Genomic DNA, 16,858 nt, shown 5'->3' with positions numbered 1-16,858 from the left:
GTTCAGAGCGGGGCGCAGGCCTTTTCCAGCCAGGCCCGCACCTCGCCCTCGACCAGGGGGCCGACCTTGGCCAGGGTCTCGGCGTGATAGGCGTCGACATAGGCCCGCTCGTCCGGGGTCAGCAGATCGACGTCGATCAGCTTGCGGTCGATCGGGGCGAAGGTCAGCTGTTCGAACCCGTGCATCGGCCGCTCGCCGCCCTCGAGAACCACGGCCGGCGTCACCACCTGCAGGGTCTCGATGCGGACGCCCCAATGGCCCTCGCGGTAATAGCCGGGCTCGTTGGACAGGATCATCCCCTCCAGCAGCGGCTGGCTGGTGCCCCATTTGGCGATCCGCTGCGGCCCCTCGTGGACGCCCAGATAGGAGCCGACGCCGTGGCCGGTCCCATGGTCGTAATCCAGCCCCGCCGCCCACATCGGCGCCCGCGCTATGGCGTCCAGCGCCATGCCGCTGGTCCCCGCCGGGAAGCGGATCGTCGCCATGGCGATATGGGCCTTCAGCACCAGGGTGAACTTGTGACGCTGGTCCGCCGTCGGCTCGCCCACCGCCATGGTGCGGGTCACGTCGGTCGTCCCGTCCAGATACTGGCCGCCGCCGTCCACCAGCAGCAGGGAGCCCTTCTCGATCTTGCGGATCGTGGCCCCGACCGGCTTGTAATGCGGCAGGGCGCCGTTCGGCCCGGCCCCGGCGATGGTGTCGAAGCTCAGATCTTTCAGGGCGCCCGTCGCCTCGCGGAACCGCTCCAGGGTCTCCACCACCTCGCGCTCGTCCGGCAGGGTCTGCTGGGCGACCGTGCCGACCCAGTGCAGGAAGTTGGCCAGGGCGGCGCCGTCGCGGATATGGGCGCGTCGGCTCCCCTCGATCTCGACCGCGTTCTTGGCGGCCCGCGGAACGGCGCAGGGGTCCATGGCCCGCACCACCGTCGCCCCCGCCTGCTCCAGCCGGTCGAAATACCAGGCGGACGACAGGGCGGGATCGATCATCACCTTCTTGCCGGCCAGGCCATCTAGCGCCTCGCCCAGCCGCTCGGGCGCCTCCAGCCGCACGTCGTCGCCCAGCCAGCCGGGCAGTTCATTGGTCACCTTGGCCGGATCGAGGAACAGGCGCGCCTTGCCGTCGGCCTCCAGCACCGCCTGACCGATCGGCAACGGCGAGCGGATCACGTCGCCGCCGCGCACATTGAACAGCCAGGCGATCGACATGGGCGCGGTCAGAACCACGGCCTCGGCGCCGGCGTCCGCCACGGCCCGACCGATCCGCGCCCGCTTCGCCGCATGGGGCTCGCCGGAATAGACGTCTTCGTGCGGGACGACCGGAGCGGTCGGCTGGGCCGGACGATCCGCCCCCCAGGCCAGGTCCAGCGGATTGGCCTCGACCGGCTTCAGCTCCGCCCCCGCCTTCTGGGCCGCCGCCTTCAGCGGGACCAGGGCGTCCGGGCTGTGCAGACGCGGATCATAGCCGATTACCTGGCCGGGCTTGGCCGTTTCCAGATAGGCGGCGACGTCGTTCAGGTCGCGCCGTTCGAACAGGGCCGGATCGGTCTGGACCTTGACCTGCACCGTATAGCGGCCGTCGGTGAACATGCTGGCCCGGTCCTGGAACACCACGGCCGCCCCGGCCGAGCCGTTGAAGCCGGTGGCCCAGGCCAGCCGCTCGTTGGCGTCGGGCAGATATTCGTTCTGGTGTTCGTCCTCGTGCGGGATCAGGAAGCCGTCCAGCCCCTGCTTGGCCATCTCGGCGCGCAACAGCGGCAGGTGTTTGGCCCCGAAGGACGGATCGGTGGTCTCGTCGAAGGTCTGGCGCATCATCTCGTCTCTCGTTCCTCAGCCCATTCGCCGCAGCACCAGGGCGCTCCAGGCGTCGTGATGGATGCGCTTCTCCAGACGGAATCCGCGCGACGTATAGGCCGCCGTCACCCGACGTTCCTGGGTCCGCAGCAGGCCCGACAGTATGGCGACCCCGCCCAGGCTCAGCGCCGTCTTGATGTCCTGCGACAGGGCCACCAGCGGCGGGGCCAGGATGTTGGCGAAGACCAGATCATAGGGTCCGTGCTTTCTCACCCGCTGGTCGTTCAGGCCCGAGGCGTGGACGAAGCTGGCGTGGGCCTGGTTCAGGGCGGCGTTCTCATTGGCGATCCGCACCGAAGGGGCGTCGATGTCGGTGCCGATGGCGATCCGGCTGCCGGTGCGGGCCGCGGCGATGGCCAGGACGCCCGTGCCGCAGCCGACGTCCAGCACCCGTTCGAACCGCTCGCGCTTCAGCAGGTCGTCGAAGGCCTCCAGACAGCCGACCGTCGTGCCGTGGTGGCCGGTGCCGAAGGCGGCGCCGGCGTCGATCTTCAGATTGACGGCGTTGGGCGGAACCCGTCCCTCGTCATGCGCCCCATAGACGAAGAAGCGCCCGGCCCGGACCGGCGGCAAGCCCGACAGCGACATGGCCAGCCAGTCGGCGTCGGCCAGCTTCTCGACCGTGACGGTGACGGGATAGTCGGCCAGGGTCGCCTTCAGCCCCTCGACCTCGTCTTCTGTCGTCGGGAAGGCGTCGATGCGCCAGAGGTTGCGATCCTCGTCCTCCTCCAGGATGGAATAGGTCGCGCCCTCAAGCATGGGATCGGCGTCGATGGCGGCGGCGGCGGCCTCTGCGCTGTCGCGCGAACCGCGTGCGATTATCTGAACTGCGGACTCGGACATTTCTCAAACACCGCTAAGATGGCGAATCGTTGCGATCCGGCGCTTCGTCCTCCCGACGCCGCCGGGCTTTTTAACTAACCGAGGGGTCGGGGAATACATGGCCAAGTCACCGTCTACGTCTAAACCTGCGTCGCCGAAACCGGCGACCGCCGCTTCCAAGCCTAAAGCCGCGCCGAAGTCGAGCGCTGTGAAGGCCGTCGCCGAGAAAACCGCCGCGCCCAAGGCGACCAAGCCCGCCGCTGCGAAGCCTGCGGCCAAGACGGCCGCCCCCAAGGCTGCAGCCGCCAAGCCCGCCGCCAAGGCCCCGGCTGCGAAGCCGGCCGCCAAGGTCGCCGCGCCTAAGGCCGCCGCTGCGAAGACCGCTGCGCCCAAGGCCACCGCCGCCAAGACCGCTGCTCCGAAAACCGCCGCCCCCAAGGCGGCCGCCAAGCCCAAGGCCGCTCCGGCCGCCGCGCCCAAGGCGTCCAAGCCCGCCGCTGCAAAGCCCGCCGCCAAGACCACAGCCGCGAAGCCGACCGCCAAGGCCGCTGCGCCCAAGCCTGCCGCCCCGGCCGTCGTCGCGGCTCCCACGCCCGCTCCGGTCGCGGCGCCGGCCGCCGCCGCCCCGGCGCCCAAGCCGGTCGAAGCGCCCAAGCCCGCCGCTCCGACCCCGGCCGCCGCGCCGAAGGCGGAAGAAAAGAGCTTCTTCGCCAAGCTGGGCGATCTGATCTTCGGCAAGCGCTGAGTTCAAATCGCAGTCGAGACTGAAGCTCGCCGGACGGGTCCGCTCGTCCGGCGATTTCCGGTTCAGCGCAGCCGTTCCGCCAGAAAGTCCACGAAGACCCTTACCCGAGCCGGCATATTGGCGCCGCCCACAAAGACGGCGTGGATCGGCTCGCGATCACCAGGATTAAAGGCTTCCAGCAGCGGGACAAGCCGCCCCGTTTCGATGGCGTCCGCCACGCTGAAATTGCCCACTCGCGTCACCCCAACGCCGGCCAGCGCCAGCTGCGTCAGCGTCTCGCCATTGTTGGCCTCGATCGGTCCCCTCACCGTCAGGGCGTAATCCCGGCCGTCGCGCCGGAAGGGCCAGACCGGCTCGGCCCGACGGAAATTGAAGTTCAGACAGTCGTGATCGTGCAGATCCTCCGGGACCTGCGGCGCGCCCCGTCGCGCCAGATACTCCGGCGAGGCGACAATGGTCCGCCCCGTCTCGCCCAGTCGGCGCGCCGTCAGCGGACTGTCGGCCAGCGGTCCGAACCGGATGGCGACATCGGCCTGGCCCGCCGCCACATCGACCACGACATCGGTCAGGTTGAAGTCGATTAGTATACGCGGATACAGGCGGGCGAACTCGCCCAGCAGGGGCACGACACGCTGGCGACCGTGGGCCAGGGACGCGCTGACCCTGACCCGTCCGCGCGGCGCCCCTTGGTCGGAGATGACCCGCTCGGCATCGTCCAGATCGGCCAGGATCCGACGCGCCGCCGCCAGATAGGTCTGGCCCTCCGCCGTCAGCGTCAGCACCCGCGTGGTCCGCAGCATCAGCCGCACGCCCAGCCGCGCCTCGATCCGGTCGATGGTCCGGCTGACCGCTGACGGCGTCAAATCCAGCATACGGCCTGCGGCCGAAAAACTGCCGCTCTGCGCCACCGCAGCAAACACTTCCATCTCTCTCGCGCGGTCCACGCCGGTTGTCTGCATCTGTGCGTCTAGATCAAAAATCTTTGGCCTGAAGCCTGCCTAACGCTCGCGCGGATCGCCGTCCATCTGTGCGCCTGGACAAGGACATCGCCGAAGGACAACCATGAAACTCAATCCTCCCCTGCTCGCCCTCGCCGCCGGCGCCTTCGGTATCGGCGTGACCGAGTTCGCCCCGATGGGCCTCCTCCCCGTCATCGCCACCGATCTCGGCGTCTCCATTCCCACGGCCGGCCTGCTGATCAGCGCCTATGCCCTGGGCGTCATGCTGGGCGCGCCGCTGATGACCCTGACCACAGGCCGCATGCCGCGCCGAGCCCTGCTGATCGGTCTCGCCGCCATCTTCACCGTCGGCAATCTGCTGTCGGCGATCTCGACCGACTATTCGATGCTGCTGGTCGCCCGAGTGATCACCTCGCTGAACCACGGCGCCTTCTTCGGCGTCGGCTCGATCGTGGCCGCCGGCCTGGTCCCGCCGAACCGTCAGGCGGGCGCCGTCGCCGCCATGTTCATGGGCCTGACCATCGCCAATGTCGTCGGCGTGCCCCTGGCGACCTGGGCCGGCGACGCCCTGGGCTGGCGCGCCAGCTTCTGGGGCATCGCCGCCATCGGCGTGGGGGTCATGGCCGCCCTGCGCCTGACCCTGCCCAACCTGCCCGCCCCGACCGGCGGGAACACCGCCGCCGAGCTGCGCGTCCTCAGTCGCGGCTCCGTGCTGGCGGCACTGGCCCTGACGGTGATCGGCTCCAGCGCCATGTTCACCGTCTTCACCTATATCGCCCCTATCCTGCGCGAGCAGACCCACGCCTCGCTCGGCTTCGTCACCGCCATGCTGGTGACCTATGGGCTGGGCCTGACGCTCGGCAACTGGCTGGGCGGCAAGTTCGCGGACAAGTCCGTGGACCGGACCTTGATCGTGACCCTGGCCTCCCTGTCCGCCATACTGGTCGCCTTCGCTGTCGCCATGCCGTTCGCGGTCCCGACCTCGATCCTGGTCTTCCTGTGGGGGATCGCCAGCTTCGCCCTGGTGCCGCCGCTCCAGGTGCGGGTCATGGGCGCCGCCGGCGATGCGCCCAACCTGGCCTCGGCGATGAACATCGGCGCCTTCAATCTGGGCAACGCCATCGGCGCGGCCGTGGGCGGAGCGGTCATCGCAGGAGGCCTCGGTTATCCAGCCGTGTCCTTGGCCGGAGCCGTCGCTTCCGGACTGGGCCTGTTGCTGGTCCTTTTCCTAAGCCGCAAGCGGACAGCGGTGGCGGCCCCCGCCACCTGCTGACGTCCGTCAGTGAAAGTCGCGCGACCCCGGCAAGATTCGGACGTCGCGCGGATGCCGGCCGGTCGGGCTGCGCGGGCCTTGCGGATATTTCACCGCATCCGCCCGCGACAGCTCGACCTCAAGGTCATAGTCCTCGGACAGCCGCCCCAGCTCGGCCGAACGATCGATCACCCGCCGCGCCATGAGGTGCAGCACGCCCTCGACGCTCTTCTCGACCGTGCCCTCCACCTCCATCAGCCGCGCGGCCATGACCTCGCGCCGGAAGGTTTCGAACAGCCGCGCCCACAGCAGGATGTTCACCACCCCGGTCTCGTCCTCCAGGGTCACGAAGATGGCGTTGCCCGTGCCGGGCCTCTGGCGCACCAGCACCACCCCCGCCGTCTTCACCAGCGCCCCGTGCCTCTTGGCGTAGACCGCCTCGGCGCTCAGCACCCGCTCGGCGTCGAACATCGGCCGCAGGATCTGCATCGGGTGCCCCTTCAGCGACAGGCGCGTCGTCTGATAGTCGGTGGCGATATGCTCCTTCAGCGGCATCAGCGGCAGGTTCGCCGCCGCCTCGACGCCCAGCTCCCGCGCCCGCGCCGCCTGGAACAGCGGCAGGGGCTCGTCGTCCGGCAAGCGTCTGACCGCCCACAACCCCTCGCGTCGATCCAGCCCCATCGATCGAAACGCGTCCGCATCCGCCAGCTTCCGCATCGCGGCCGCCTCCAGACCCGTCCGCCGCGCCATTTCCTCGACATCCGCGAAGGGCGCATCCCGCGCCGCGACGATCCGATCCGCCCAGACTTCCTTGAACCCGTCGATCTGCCGCATCCCCAAGCGTAAGGCCGGATAGTGCGGCCCCCGCGCCGTCGGCTCCAGCCTATTGTCCCAGAGGCTGTGGTTCACGTCGATCGCACGCACCTCGACCTTCTGCGGGCTCTCCTGCGCATCCCGCACCAGTTGGGCCGGGGCGTAGAAGCCCATCGGCTGGCTGTTCAGCAACGCACAGGCGAACACCGCCGGGTGATGACATTTGATCCAGGACGAGATGTAGACCAGCCTGGCGAACGACACCGCGTGGCTCTCGGGAAAGCCGTACGAACCAAAGCCCTTGATCTGTTCGAAACATCTTTGCGCGAAAGCGGGGTCGTAGCCGCGGGCGATCATCCGACCGACCATTCGCTCTTCGTACTTCCAGAGCGTCCCGTCGCCTCGAAAGGTGCCCATCGCCTTGCGCAGACCATTGGCCTCGGCCGAGGTGAACTCGGCCGCCACCATGGCGACCTTCATCGCCTGCTCCTGAAACAGGGGCACGCCCAGGGTCTTTTTGAGCACCTTCTTCAGCTCGTCCGGATCGTGCGGCAGGCCGGGTCGGGCGTAGTCCGGCGCCTCCAGACCTTGGCGTCGACGCAGATAGGGATGCACCATGTCGCCTTGGATCGGTCCCGGCCGGACGATCGCCACCTGAATGGCCAGATCGTAGAAGGTCGCGGGTTTCAGCCTCGGCAACATGTTGATCTGCGCCCGGCTCTCCACCTGAAAGACCCCGATGGACCGTCCTTCCTGAAGCATGCGGTAGACGGCCGGATCCTCGTCGGGAACCGTATCCAGCCGCAGGTCCACCACCCCCAGCGACCGCATCAACTCGAACGCCTTGGCGATACAGGTCAGCATCCCCAGCGCCAGAATATCGACCTTCATCAACCCCAGGGCGTCGATGTCGTCCTTGTCCCATTCGATGAAGGTCCGGTCCGGCATGGCCGCATTGCCGATGGGCACGACCTCGTCCAGCCGGTCCTGGGTCAGGACGAAGCCTCCGACGTGCTGTGACAGGTGACGCGGGAAGCCCAGCAGCCGCCGCGTCATGGCGACGGCGCGCGCGATCTGCGGATTGGCGACTTCCAGTCCGGCCTGGGCGACGTGGCATTCGGTCATGTCGCTGCCGAAACTGCCCCACTGACTGCCGGCCAGTCGCGCCGTCACATCCTCGGTCAGACCCAGGACCTTGCCGACCTCGCGAATGGCGCTGCGGGGTCGGTAACGGATGACCGTCGCCGCTATGCCCGCCCGGTGCCGCCCATACCGGTCGTAGATGTGCTGAATGATCTCCTCGCGTCGCTCATGTTCGAAATCGACGTCGATGTCCGGCGGCTCATTGCGATCGGCCGACAGGAAACGTTCAAACAGAAGATCATGCTGACTGGGATCGACCGAGGTGATCCCCAGCACATAGCAGACGGCCGAGTTCGCCGCCGATCCCCGTCCTTGACACAGAATGCCCTTGTCGTTCGCGACCTGGACAATGTCGTGGATGGTCAGGAAATAGGGTGCCAGATCGCGCTCGCGGATGTAGGCGAGCTCCTTGTCGAGATCATCGCGCACCTTCTGAGGCGCGCCCTGCGGATATTTCTGGTCCAGGTTTCGGTCGACCAGGTGCGCCAGCCAGTCCTGGGACGACCACCCCGGCGGGATCGGCTCCTCGGGATAGTTGTAGCGAAGATCCTCAAGGTCGAACCTCACCCGCGCCAGCATATTCTGCGTCTCCGCCACCGCCTCTGGCGCATCGGCGAACAGGCGGGCCATTTCCCGCGGCGGCTTCAGGCGGCGCTCGGCGTTCTCTTCCAGGCGTCGCCCTGCCGTCTCCAGAGTCACGCCTTCGCGGACACAGGTCAGAACATCCTGGAGGTCGCGCTGTCCGGCCTCATGATACAGGACGTCATTGACCGCCAGCAGGGTCGCGCCTGTCCGCTTCGCCATCGCCTTAAGCCGCGCCAATCGTCGCCGGTCGTCGCCCGAACGGGTCATGGCCGCCCCCAGCCAGACCGCGCCCGGCGCCGCAGCGACCACCCGCGCCAGCACGGCCTCCAAGCCTTCCAGACGAGGCGGCGGCATGACGATCAGCAGCAATCCCTCGGGCGCCGCGCACAGGTCGTGCAGGCCGATCTCGCATTGACCTTTCCTGGCTCGACTGTTGCCCAGCGTCAGCAGGCGACACAGGCGCGCCCAGCCCTGGCGATCCTCCGGATAGGCCAGAATGTCCGGCGCGCCGTCATTGAACCGAAGCCGGGCGCCGAGAACCAGTTTGAAGGCCTGGGCGCGCTGCTTGACCCGGTCGCTCAGGGCCGGGTCGTTCATCGGATCCTCGACCCAGCCGACCTCGCCTGGACCGCCGCCCTCGCGCACCTTTTCCGGCGGCGACAGCCCTTCCTCCCTCAAGGCCTTCAGCGCGCTCCAGGCCCGGACCACGCCCGCCAGACTGTTGCGATCGGCCAGACCCATTCCCGTATGGCCCAGCAGGATCGAAGCCAGCACCAGTTCCTTCGGATGAGACGCCCCCTCCAGAAAGGAGAAGTTGCTGCGCGTCGCCAGTTCGGCATAGGCGGTCATGCGAAGACCCCGTGCAGGAACCAGCGCGGGGCCGGCTCCTCGCCGTAGAAGCCGGAACGGAACAGCCAGAAACGCCGCCCCTCCTGGTCCTCGACCCGGTAATAGTCGCGCGTCGGCTCCAGGGGGGCCTGCACCCTGCGCCACCATTCGGGCGCGAGGCGTTCGGGGCCTTCGACCCGGACCAGCCGGTGGTCCACCCGCCGCCAGATGAAGCGGTTCGGCGGATGATCGGGCACTTCCGCCGTGGCCAGAACCGGCTGGGGCGGATCAAATATCTGCAACGGCCGCAGCGGCGGGTCGGCAGGGTCCGGTTCGGACCAGGCGGCGATCTCGCCCAAGGGATGGTCGGCTGGGGGATGGGCGGCCGGGCTCAGGCGGACGGCGCGTTCGGGCCAGTGCGACTCTATCGGCTCGAACCGGCTGACCGCCTCCGGTCCCAGGCGCGCGGTCAGCCGGTCGATCAGTCGCCCCAGATCTTCGGCGGTCGACGGGGCGGCCTCAAATCCCCTCTGGCGCGAGGCCAGGCGATCGGCGACCGTTACGGACAGACGCATCTGGTCGAAGCCGAAACCGGGCTCCAGTGGTCGCGCCAGATTGGCCAGCCGTTCGCGAAACAGGCGCAGCACAGCCGCCGCGTCGCGACTGGGGCGGCCCGTCCGCACGGTGATGTGGCGCACCTCTCCGTCCAGGCGGAAAAAGCCGGCCTGAAACGCACGCCCGCCCTGACCGCGCAGGTCCAGCCGGTCCATAGCCTCGACTAGCAGGTCGCCGATCACCGCCTCGACATCGGCTGTCTCCGTGATCGGCTCGACCAGAACCCGGTCGACGGAAATCAGAGGAAGGGGGCGTTCGGGGCGGATGCGGACGTCTTCACGTCCCAACACCCGGTTCAGCCGCGTCGCCGCCGCCGTCCCGAACCGGGCGGCGATGGGCGCCGTGGGGCGATCCGCCAGATGCGCCAAGGTCTTCAGGCCCGCGCGCGACAGGGCCTGGATCTCCTTGTCCGACACTTCCAGCGCCGCGACCGGCAAGCGACGCAGGGCCTGGCTCTGGTCCTCGCCCTGATAGATTCCGCCAGGACCGAAGCGGGCCAGGGCGCGCGCCGCCTCGGGCGTGCCGGCCAGGGCCAGGCGCGTCGCCAGACCCACGCCCTCAGCCCGCGCCCCGACCGCCCGGATCAGTCCTTCTTCACCCCCGAACAGGTGGGCGCAACCGGTCACATCCAGCGCCAGGCCGTCCGGCCCGTCCGTCGCCGCCATCGGGGTGAAGCGTCCGAAATCCAGCAGCACCCGTCTCAACAGGGCCGTGTCCGCCTCGGGCCGGTGCGGCTCCACGCGGATATTCGGCGCCCGCGCCCGCGCGTCCGCCAGAGTCATGCCCGGCGACAGACCCAGAGCCAGGGCGGAACCATTTGCAGCGGCCAAACGGAGCGCGCCCTTCACCTTTTCCACCAACACGGTGGCCGGTTCAGCCGTAGCGTCTGAGCCCCTCTCCTCGCGCCTCAGCCGATCTGTCGGCAGCAGGGGAAACCAGACCGCCAGATAGCGCCGGTCGTTGCGGCTGTTCATGTCCGGCATTCTGCCCGCCCTGTTCGAAGATTCCGCGCTCACGATCCCACTCCATGATCCAGCTTCTCGGCTGCGCGCCCAGCCGATGTCGCAACAGTTCGACCGCATAGGTCGGATGGCCAGGGGCCTCCGCTTCCAGCGCCCGCGACAAAGCCCCCCTGATCCGCCACCGCGTTTCGGCTGCACTGGGCTGGGGCTGGGCCGCCAACCGGGTCAGGAGTGCAGTCGCCCGTCCCTGCCCTGCCGCCATCGACAGGCGACGCGTGGCGGTCAGGCTCAGCACCTTGCTCTCGCCCCAGGCTGTCAGCAGCACCGCTCCCACGGCTCCACCGGCCAGGGCTTCCTCTCCCGCCGCCAGCAGATCCTTCGTCTCCTTGACCCGCACCAGCACCAGCCGGCCGGGATCCAGCCCCAGTTCGCGCAGGCCCGTCCCATAGATCCGCCCCGTCTCCAGTTCGGCCATGGCCTGGACCCCCCAGACCACAGGTCGATCGCCCGCCGTCCGGCGGACCAGTCCCAGAGCGAACCCCAGGGCCGCTGTCGCATCAGGCGTAGTCGCGGCGTAAACCTCGTGCAGCCCATGGGTCGCCAGCCCGCCTAGATGCCGGTCAGCCGCCTCCAGTCCGAGATCGAAGCGTGCGTCGTCCACTGGATGACCGGCTGCCTCCAGGGTTTTCAGATGTTGGCGCAGGGCTTCGATCTTGCGGTCGGACCGCACAACAGTTCTCCTTTTGTTCTCTTATATGCCTCTTTCAGGCCACGAGGAGTCAAGCGACCTCCAACTTGACCATGGGAATTTATTCCGCTTCAGCAGGCCGAAATAGCGAGAATACTTGACTTTGTCGGAGGGGCTTCTATATCGCCCCCAGCCTCGGGACAGGTCTGCGATCCGCGCCGCCCGCTCGCCCAAAGAGGGGCGGTTCCGTCGCTGCTATGCACGCAGACGCTTTTCGTCCCAAGGATTCATGACAGAATTTTCCCAACTGGGCCTTTCGCCCACGACCCTGCAAGCGGTCGCCGACACCGGCTATACGACCGCCACCCCCATTCAGGAACAGGCGATCCCCGTCGCCCTCGCCGGCCGCGACGTCCTGGGCATCGCCCAGACCGGGACGGGCAAGACCGCCGCCTTCACCCTGCCCCTGGTCGAGCGCCTGGCCTCGGGCCGCGCCCGTGCCCGGATGCCGCGCGCCATCGTGCTGGCCCCGACCCGCGAACTGGCCGACCAGGTCGCCGAGAGCTTCGCCAAATACGCCAAGGGCACCAAGCTGAGCTGGGTGCTGCTGATCGGCGGCGTCTCCATGGGCGACCAGGTGGCGGCGCTGAACAAGGGCGTCGACGTCCTGATCGCCACTCCGGGCCGCCTGCTCGACCTGTTCGAACGCGGCAAGATGCTGCTGACGGGCGTCGAGATCATGGTCGTCGATGAAGCCGACCGGATGCTCGACATGGGCTTCATCCCCGACATCGAACGGATCTTCAAACTGACGCCGCCGCGTCGCCAGACCCTGTTCTTCTCGGCCACCATGCCGCCGGAGATCACCCGCCTGACGACCGCCTTCCTCAAGGATCCGACCCGGATCGAGGTCTCGCGTCCCGCCCAGACCGCCGACACCATCACCCAATATCTGGTTCGCATCCCCACCAGCGACCCCAAGGCCAAGCGCACCGCTCTGCGGGCCATGATCGAGCGGTCGGACGTCAAGAACGGCATCGTCTTCTGCAACCGCAAGTCGGAAGTCGATATCGTCGCCAAGTCGCTGAAGACTCATGGCTTCGACGCCGCCCCCATCCATGGCGACCTGGATCAGTCGCACCGGATGAAGACCCTGGCCGACTTCCGTTCGGGGGCGCTGAAGATTCTGGTGGCGTCCGACGTCGCCGCGCGCGGTCTGGACATTCCCGACGTCAGCCACGTCTTCAACTACGACGTCTCGCACCACGCCGACGACTATGTGCACCGCATCGGCCGCACGGGCCGGGCCGGGCGTCTGGGACAGGCCTTCATGATCGTGACCCCGGCCGACGACAAGTCGCTGGATAAGGTGCTCAAGCTGATCAAGAAGGAGCCGGAGGAGTTGGTCCTGGACGGCGTCGATTTCGACACGACCAAGAAGCCCGCCCAGCGCGATGACAAGGGCGGACGCGAAAGAACCGGCCGCGGTGGGACGCGATCAACGGACAAGACGGAACAGGCCGTCGTGGCGTCTGCGGAAATCCCGACCGAAGCGCAGACCGCCGAGGCTCCGGCCCGCTCTCGCAGCCGCCGCAAGACCAAGCCGGAGGCCGCGCCTCCGCCAGCGGTCGAGGCGACCCTCTCCGAGCCGGTTTCTGTCGATTCGGATCGTCCCGCCCGTGCGGAACTCGAGCCTCAACTGCGCCAGTCCGATCGCCGCGGCGAACGCCGGCCGGAGGAGCGCGAGCGGACCGGGGTCAAGGGTTTCGGCGACGACATACCCGCCTTCCTACGCCGACCGGTGATCATTCACGGCTGATCCCCGCTGATTTACGCCCTCTCCCCGTCTGCTGTTTACCCGGTGTTACGGATAGACATCTAATGTCCTGCGAAACTCTAGAAGGGGGTTGGAGCGTAGAATGACGGCCGAGCTGGAGACGACGGTCAGAGGGCCTCAGGCTTACGCCTTCGCGCACCATGTCATCGACGAGATGGAAAAGGCCGGCGTCTGGCCTACCCGACTGAACTTCGAGCTCTGGCTTCATTACCTTGACGACCGCGAGAGCCCGCTCGCCTGCGAGATCGACCGGCTCCTGGCCGCGTCGGCAATCATATCGGACGAGGTGTCCGAGCGGCTCGCCGCAGAATTCCTGCCGCGCGGCCGCTTGTCGGAGCAGATTCGCGACGCCGGCGCCGTGCTGGACCGGGAACTGGCCAGCGTCGCCAACGCCATCGCCAAGGCCCATAAGACCCAGGCGGACTATGGCGACACCCTGGCGGATGCGTCCAACACTATTGAAGCCGCCGGCGCCGCCTCGCCGCTGAAAGCGCTGGTCGGCGGCCTGTCGACGGCGACCAAACGCGCGCGGCGCGAAACCGCCGTCCTGGAAAAGCGGCTGGAGACCTCCAACAAGGAAATCGCGCGACTACGCGAGCATCTGGAAGAGGTCCGGCGCGAAGCGATGACCGACGCCCTGACCAGCCTGGCCAACCGCAAGGCCTTCGACGAGCGGTTGGAACAGTCCTGTGCGTCTGGCGATGCGCCGCTGATCCTGGCGATCATCGACATCGACCACTTCAAACGGTTCAACGACACTTGGGGCCATCAGACGGGCGACCAGGTTTTGCGCTATGTCTCGACCGTCCTGTCTCGCTTCAGCGGCGGAAATCGCTTCGTCGCCCGCTTCGGCGGTGAAGAGTTCGCCATCCTTTTCCCCGGCGAGGGTGCGGGGACGGTTCTGGCGGCGCTGGAGACCATCCGCGAAGAGGTTGCGTCCCGAGCCTTGCGGCGTCGCTCGACCAACGACGATCTGGGCAAGGTGACGCTTTCGGCCGGCTTTGCCGACTATCGGCCGGGAGAAAGCCCCGCCGCCCTTCTGGAGCGCGCGGACGCGGCGCTTTACGCCTCCAAGCGCGGGGGTCGCAATCGCGTCACGCGGGCGCCCGCCCTCGAAAACGCGGCTTGAGGGCATGACATCGCGGCCAGCTGCGCAATAATCGATCCATGCGCAGCTTTTCATTCAACGTCGCCTACTGGATTCTCTCGATCGCCTATGGCTTGGCCGCCGCCTTCGCGGCGCTTGCCCCCGGGCGGGGCCCGACTGGCTGGGTCATCCGCCGCTACGTCCGACGCATGGTGCAGGCCATGGCCCTCTTCGCCGGCATCCGCCTGGACGTGCGGGGCAAGGAACGGCTGCCAGAAGGCGCCTTCATCATCGCCTCCAAGCACCAGAGCTGGGGCGACGGCTTCGCGACCTATGATCAGTTCGACGATCTGGCTTTCGTCACCGGCGACCACCTGGAAAAATTTCCCCTGCTCGGCGGCGTTCTGAAAAAGCTTGGGGCGATCGTGGTCAACAGTTGCGGCGGCCACGAAGCGCGTCAGGCGCTCGCAACCCGCGCCGCCCAGGCCAGGGCTGAAAACCGCAAGATCCTGATCTATCCTGAAGGTCACCTCGCCCCGGTCGGACAGAAATACCGCTATCGCTCAGGTGTCTGGCATATGTATCGCGACTTCGACATGCCGGTCGTGCCGCTGGCCACCAACCTCGGCCTCTTCTGGCCCGAAGAGAAGTACGAGAAGCATCCAGGCACGGCCACGCTCGAGTTTCTGGACCCCATTCCAGTCGGCCTGGACAAGGACGAGTTCCTGGCGCGCCTGGAAGCCGTGATCGAAGCGCGCACGGCCGAGCTGGTGGCAGAGGCCACAGGCACCCCCCTGTCGCCGGCGGTGCTGGTCGATACGCCCGCCTAGAGGTCCAGCAACAGGCGCAGACGGTTCTTGGCAAGTTGTCGTCGTTTTCGAACCAGTTCGCGACTGATGTTCAGATGGGCGGCGATCCGATCATCCCCCCAATCGTCCAGGTGAAGCCGCAAGGGTTCGACCAGTGCGGCCGGCAGGGCGTTCATGGCCTTGCCCCAGGCGGCGTCTCGCTCTTGTTGCGACAGGGCCTCTTCCGGCGACGGCGCCGCCCTGACCCAGGCCGCCGCAGTCGGCGGCGGCAGATCGGCGTCCCCTGTCTGTATAGGGATTCGGTTGGCGTTCTGGCGATGCAGGTCCATGCAGGTGTTGTGCAGTATACGCACCAGCCAAGCTCGGGGATTCTCCACCGGTTGCCGCTGAAAAGCCTGGGCGGCCCGCACCATGGCGGCGCTCAGCGCATCCTCGGCGTCGGCGCGATTTCCGCCGGACAGACGAAGACTTCTCTGCCGCAGGGCTGTCTGATGCGCCATCCAGATGGCCCAGAACCGATCCATGGAGGCCGGCCGCTCCAGGGATCGAGCGATGACCTCCGTCGGCGTCAGCGGCGAAGCGGCGCGCCGCCCTCCGGCCGCCCTGGCCAGAACATCGACCGGCGAAGGCTGGGCCGGCTGTAATCCCCGACGCAAGCCTCGTTCGGTTCGGGCCGGCGACTTGGCGATCTGTTCGATCTCCTGGGTTTCCTTTTCTGGAAACAGGCGGACAACATTCATCTTCCCGACCCCTCTGTCCCATCGGGCTGAAGTCGGCCGCCGACGCACCGATCCGACCTTGGCGGAGAAGCGCGCCGCCCGCCGTCTATGCGACGTCGCCGCCCCATCACCCCCGCGATACAACTTAAACGGGTTTTCCGGAGTTTTGTGAAGCGTGCGATCCGAATTCGAGGGAAATCAGATCAGCTGTGCGTCGCCTCGGCCGATAGAGCCGCCCCCTCTTCTGTCTCGGCCGCGCGCGCCAGCATCGCGCAGATGGCGAGATCCAGCTGTCGCGTCACCTCCTGCGCAATGATCGCCCGCAGGGCATCGACGATCTCGCGACTGACCTGGGCGGACGGCCCAAGCGCCGCGCGGCGCATCTCCTCCGGCATGGCCGCCAAGCGCTGGTCCGCCACGGCCTTCCTCAACTGTTCGCGTTGATCGGCGAAACTGTCGACGGCTTGGTGCTTCTGCGCCGAGATGGCGTCATACAGATGCTGGCCCGCCCCTTCCGTCACGAGGTCTTGTCCTTATCGGCGGCGGGCAGGCCCAGGGCGCGCTCGACCTGTCCCTTCAGCTGGTTGATCATCTCGTCGCTGAACTTGGCCACCTGACCGGCCGCCGGATCTTGCAGCTTCAGAAGATCCGGCAGCTGAGTGCCGGCCAGGTTGAACATTTCGATCACCATCTGTTGCGCCGCCAGAACAATGGGATCGCGCGCCGGCGCCGGGGGGGCGTCCGGCTCGACGCCGGCGTCATCGTTCGTCATGGGGCGCCTCAGTCCTTGTCGCCGGACGCCGGGACGAAGGTGGTCTTGGCGACCAGTTCGCCTTCCTCAATATCGGTCAGCAGGCCCTTGGCCTTGACCATCAGCTTGGCGGCCCATGAGGCGTAGGGGTCGTCGAGAAGCGGCTCCTGCATCTGATAGAGGATGGCCACAACCGTTTCCGACGCGCGGCGCAGGTCCAGGTAGCGTTCCTGGCTGGCGGCGAAGGAGGGTCGCGACAAGCCGTCTCCGGCCTCCTCGCTCCAGTCTTCCATTGCGCGCTGCGTCTCCCATTCCAGGGCTTCCGCTTCCTGAATCACGGCCTGGGCGTCGCTCTTTGCGGACAGGGTCAGTCGGCTCACGATAGTCTCCTTT

At 67.6% G+C, this 16,858-nt stretch carries 15 protein-coding genes; 5 read left to right on the top strand and 10 right to left on the bottom strand.

All coding sequences use genetic code 11. The features are described from left to right. Positions 1–2: 2 nt before the first annotated feature. Complete coding sequence (locus BSP_RS09990) at positions 3–1,808, bottom strand: aminopeptidase P family protein (protein ID WP_152951114.1); 1,806 nt, start codon at positions 1,806–1,808, stop codon at positions 3–5. An 18-nt stretch (positions 1,809–1,826) separates the two neighbouring features. Continuing rightward, a complete protein-coding gene (locus tag BSP_RS09985) occupies positions 1,827–2,693 on the bottom strand; it encodes a 50S ribosomal protein L11 methyltransferase (protein ID WP_152950253.1) in 867 nt (288 codons plus the stop codon). 187 nt (positions 2,694–2,880) lie between these two features. Between BSP_RS09985 and BSP_RS16225 the strand changes: the two genes are divergently transcribed. Next, the gene (locus tag BSP_RS16225) at positions 2,881–3,417 is read left to right on the top strand and encodes a hypothetical protein (RefSeq protein WP_194166955.1); all 537 of its coding nucleotides are present in this window, start codon (positions 2,881–2,883) and stop codon (positions 3,415–3,417) included. A 62-nt stretch (positions 3,418–3,479) separates the two neighbouring features. On the opposite strand, the gene BSP_RS09975 is transcribed toward BSP_RS16225, so the two are convergent. After that, complete coding sequence (locus tag BSP_RS09975) at positions 3,480–4,376, bottom strand: LysR family transcriptional regulator (protein ID WP_152950252.1); 897 nt, start codon at positions 4,374–4,376, stop codon at positions 3,480–3,482. A gap of 103 nt (positions 4,377–4,479) precedes the next feature. Between BSP_RS09975 and BSP_RS09970 the strand changes: the two genes are divergently transcribed. Further along, positions 4,480–5,649: an MFS transporter gene (locus BSP_RS09970; protein ID WP_054765751.1), complete on the top strand. Its 1,170-nt coding sequence runs from the start codon at positions 4,480–4,482 to the stop codon at positions 5,647–5,649. Between the two features lie 6 nt (positions 5,650–5,655). On the opposite strand, the gene BSP_RS09965 is transcribed toward BSP_RS09970, so the two are convergent. Genes BSP_RS09965 through BSP_RS09955 form a run of 3 tightly spaced genes read right to left on the bottom strand, consistent with a single transcriptional unit; the run spans position 5,656 to position 11,304 of the window. Beyond that, entirely contained in the window at positions 5,656–9,018 is a 3,363-nt protein-coding gene (locus tag BSP_RS09965; RefSeq protein WP_054765750.1) for an error-prone DNA polymerase, read from the bottom strand. Next, positions 9,015–10,586 carry a DNA polymerase Y family protein gene (locus BSP_RS09960; RefSeq protein ID WP_227975915.1) on the bottom strand — a complete coding sequence of 524 codons (1,572 nt, stop codon included), beginning with the start codon at positions 10,584–10,586 and terminating at the stop codon, positions 9,015–9,017. The genes BSP_RS09965 and BSP_RS09960 overlap by 4 nt, the downstream gene beginning before the upstream one ends. Continuing rightward, complete coding sequence (locus BSP_RS09955) at positions 10,486–11,304, bottom strand: ImuA family protein (protein WP_054765749.1); 819 nt, start codon at positions 11,302–11,304, stop codon at positions 10,486–10,488. The genes BSP_RS09960 and BSP_RS09955 overlap by 101 nt, the downstream gene beginning before the upstream one ends. A gap of 247 nt (positions 11,305–11,551) precedes the next feature. On the opposite strand from BSP_RS09955, the gene BSP_RS09950 reads away from it, so the two are divergent. From BSP_RS09950 to BSP_RS09940, 3 genes are all read left to right on the top strand, one after another. Further along, the gene (locus BSP_RS09950; protein ID WP_054765748.1) at positions 11,552–13,081 is read left to right on the top strand and encodes a DEAD/DEAH box helicase; all 1,530 of its coding nucleotides are present in this window, start codon (positions 11,552–11,554) and stop codon (positions 13,079–13,081) included. Between the two features lie 100 nt (positions 13,082–13,181). Continuing rightward, complete coding sequence (locus BSP_RS09945) at positions 13,182–14,228, top strand: diguanylate cyclase (protein WP_054765747.1); 1,047 nt, start codon at positions 13,182–13,184, stop codon at positions 14,226–14,228. 38 nt (positions 14,229–14,266) lie between these two features. After that, positions 14,267–15,016 (top strand): 1-acyl-sn-glycerol-3-phosphate acyltransferase, encoded by a 750-nt coding sequence (locus BSP_RS09940; RefSeq protein ID WP_152950250.1) that lies wholly within the window; start codon positions 14,267–14,269, stop codon positions 15,014–15,016. On the opposite strand, the gene BSP_RS09935 is transcribed toward BSP_RS09940, so the two are convergent. The 4 genes from BSP_RS09935 to BSP_RS09920 all read right to left on the bottom strand — a co-directional run bounded on the left by BSP_RS09935 (position 15,013) and on the right by BSP_RS09920 (position 16,845). Further along, on the bottom strand, positions 15,013–15,735 hold the full coding sequence (locus tag BSP_RS09935; RefSeq protein WP_054765745.1) for an RNA polymerase sigma factor: 723 nt from the start codon (positions 15,733–15,735) through the stop codon (positions 15,013–15,015). The genes BSP_RS09940 and BSP_RS09935 overlap by 4 nt on opposite strands. Before the next feature lie 182 nt (positions 15,736–15,917). Further along, positions 15,918–16,235: a hypothetical protein gene (locus BSP_RS09930; protein ID WP_054765744.1), complete on the bottom strand. Its 318-nt coding sequence runs from the start codon at positions 16,233–16,235 to the stop codon at positions 15,918–15,920. Next, a complete protein-coding gene (locus BSP_RS09925; RefSeq protein ID WP_054765743.1) occupies positions 16,232–16,486 on the bottom strand; it encodes a hypothetical protein in 255 nt (84 codons plus the stop codon). The genes BSP_RS09930 and BSP_RS09925 overlap by 4 nt, the downstream gene beginning before the upstream one ends. An 8-nt stretch (positions 16,487–16,494) precedes the next feature. Further along, positions 16,495–16,845 (bottom strand): hypothetical protein, encoded by a 351-nt coding sequence (locus BSP_RS09920; RefSeq protein ID WP_054765742.1) that lies wholly within the window; start codon positions 16,843–16,845, stop codon positions 16,495–16,497. Positions 16,846–16,858: the final 13 nt, after the last annotated feature.

Source organism: Brevundimonas sp. Bb-A, assembly GCF_009394735.1.
In the GTDB taxonomy this organism is placed as follows: Bacteria; Pseudomonadota; Alphaproteobacteria; order Caulobacterales; family Caulobacteraceae; genus Brevundimonas; species Brevundimonas aurantiaca.
Note: the sequence above shows the minus strand (reverse complement) of the source record. Positions and strands in the feature narration are given on the sequence as shown.

Excerpts from the sequence above, each read along its gene's own strand:
- BSP_RS09975 (WP_152950252.1), bottom strand. The coding sequence starts at position 4,376 with ATGCAGACAACCGGCGTGGACCGCGCGAGAGAGATGGAAGTGTTTGCT.
- BSP_RS09940 (WP_152950250.1), top strand. The coding sequence starts at position 14,267 with ATGCGCAGCTTTTCATTCAACGTCGCCTACTGGATTCTCTCGATCGCC.
- BSP_RS09960 (WP_227975915.1), bottom strand. The coding sequence starts at position 10,586 with ATGAACAGCCGCAACGACCGGCGCTATCTGGCGGTCTGGTTTCCCCTG.
- BSP_RS09935 (WP_054765745.1), bottom strand. The coding sequence starts at position 15,735 with ATGAATGTTGTCCGCCTGTTTCCAGAAAAGGAAACCCAGGAGATCGAA.
- BSP_RS09945 (WP_054765747.1), top strand. The coding sequence starts at position 13,182 with ATGACGGCCGAGCTGGAGACGACGGTCAGAGGGCCTCAGGCTTACGCC.
- BSP_RS09950 (WP_054765748.1), top strand. The coding sequence starts at position 11,552 with ATGACAGAATTTTCCCAACTGGGCCTTTCGCCCACGACCCTGCAAGCG.
- BSP_RS09925 (WP_054765743.1), bottom strand. The coding sequence starts at position 16,486 with ATGACGAACGATGACGCCGGCGTCGAGCCGGACGCCCCCCCGGCGCCG.
- BSP_RS09965 (WP_054765750.1), bottom strand. The coding sequence starts at position 9,018 with ATGACCGCCTATGCCGAACTGGCGACGCGCAGCAACTTCTCCTTTCTG.
- BSP_RS09990 (WP_152951114.1), bottom strand. The coding sequence starts at position 1,808 with ATGCGCCAGACCTTCGACGAGACCACCGATCCGTCCTTCGGGGCCAAA.
- BSP_RS09970 (WP_054765751.1), top strand. The coding sequence starts at position 4,480 with ATGAAACTCAATCCTCCCCTGCTCGCCCTCGCCGCCGGCGCCTTCGGT.
- BSP_RS09985 (WP_152950253.1), bottom strand. The coding sequence starts at position 2,693 with ATGTCCGAGTCCGCAGTTCAGATAATCGCACGCGGTTCGCGCGACAGC.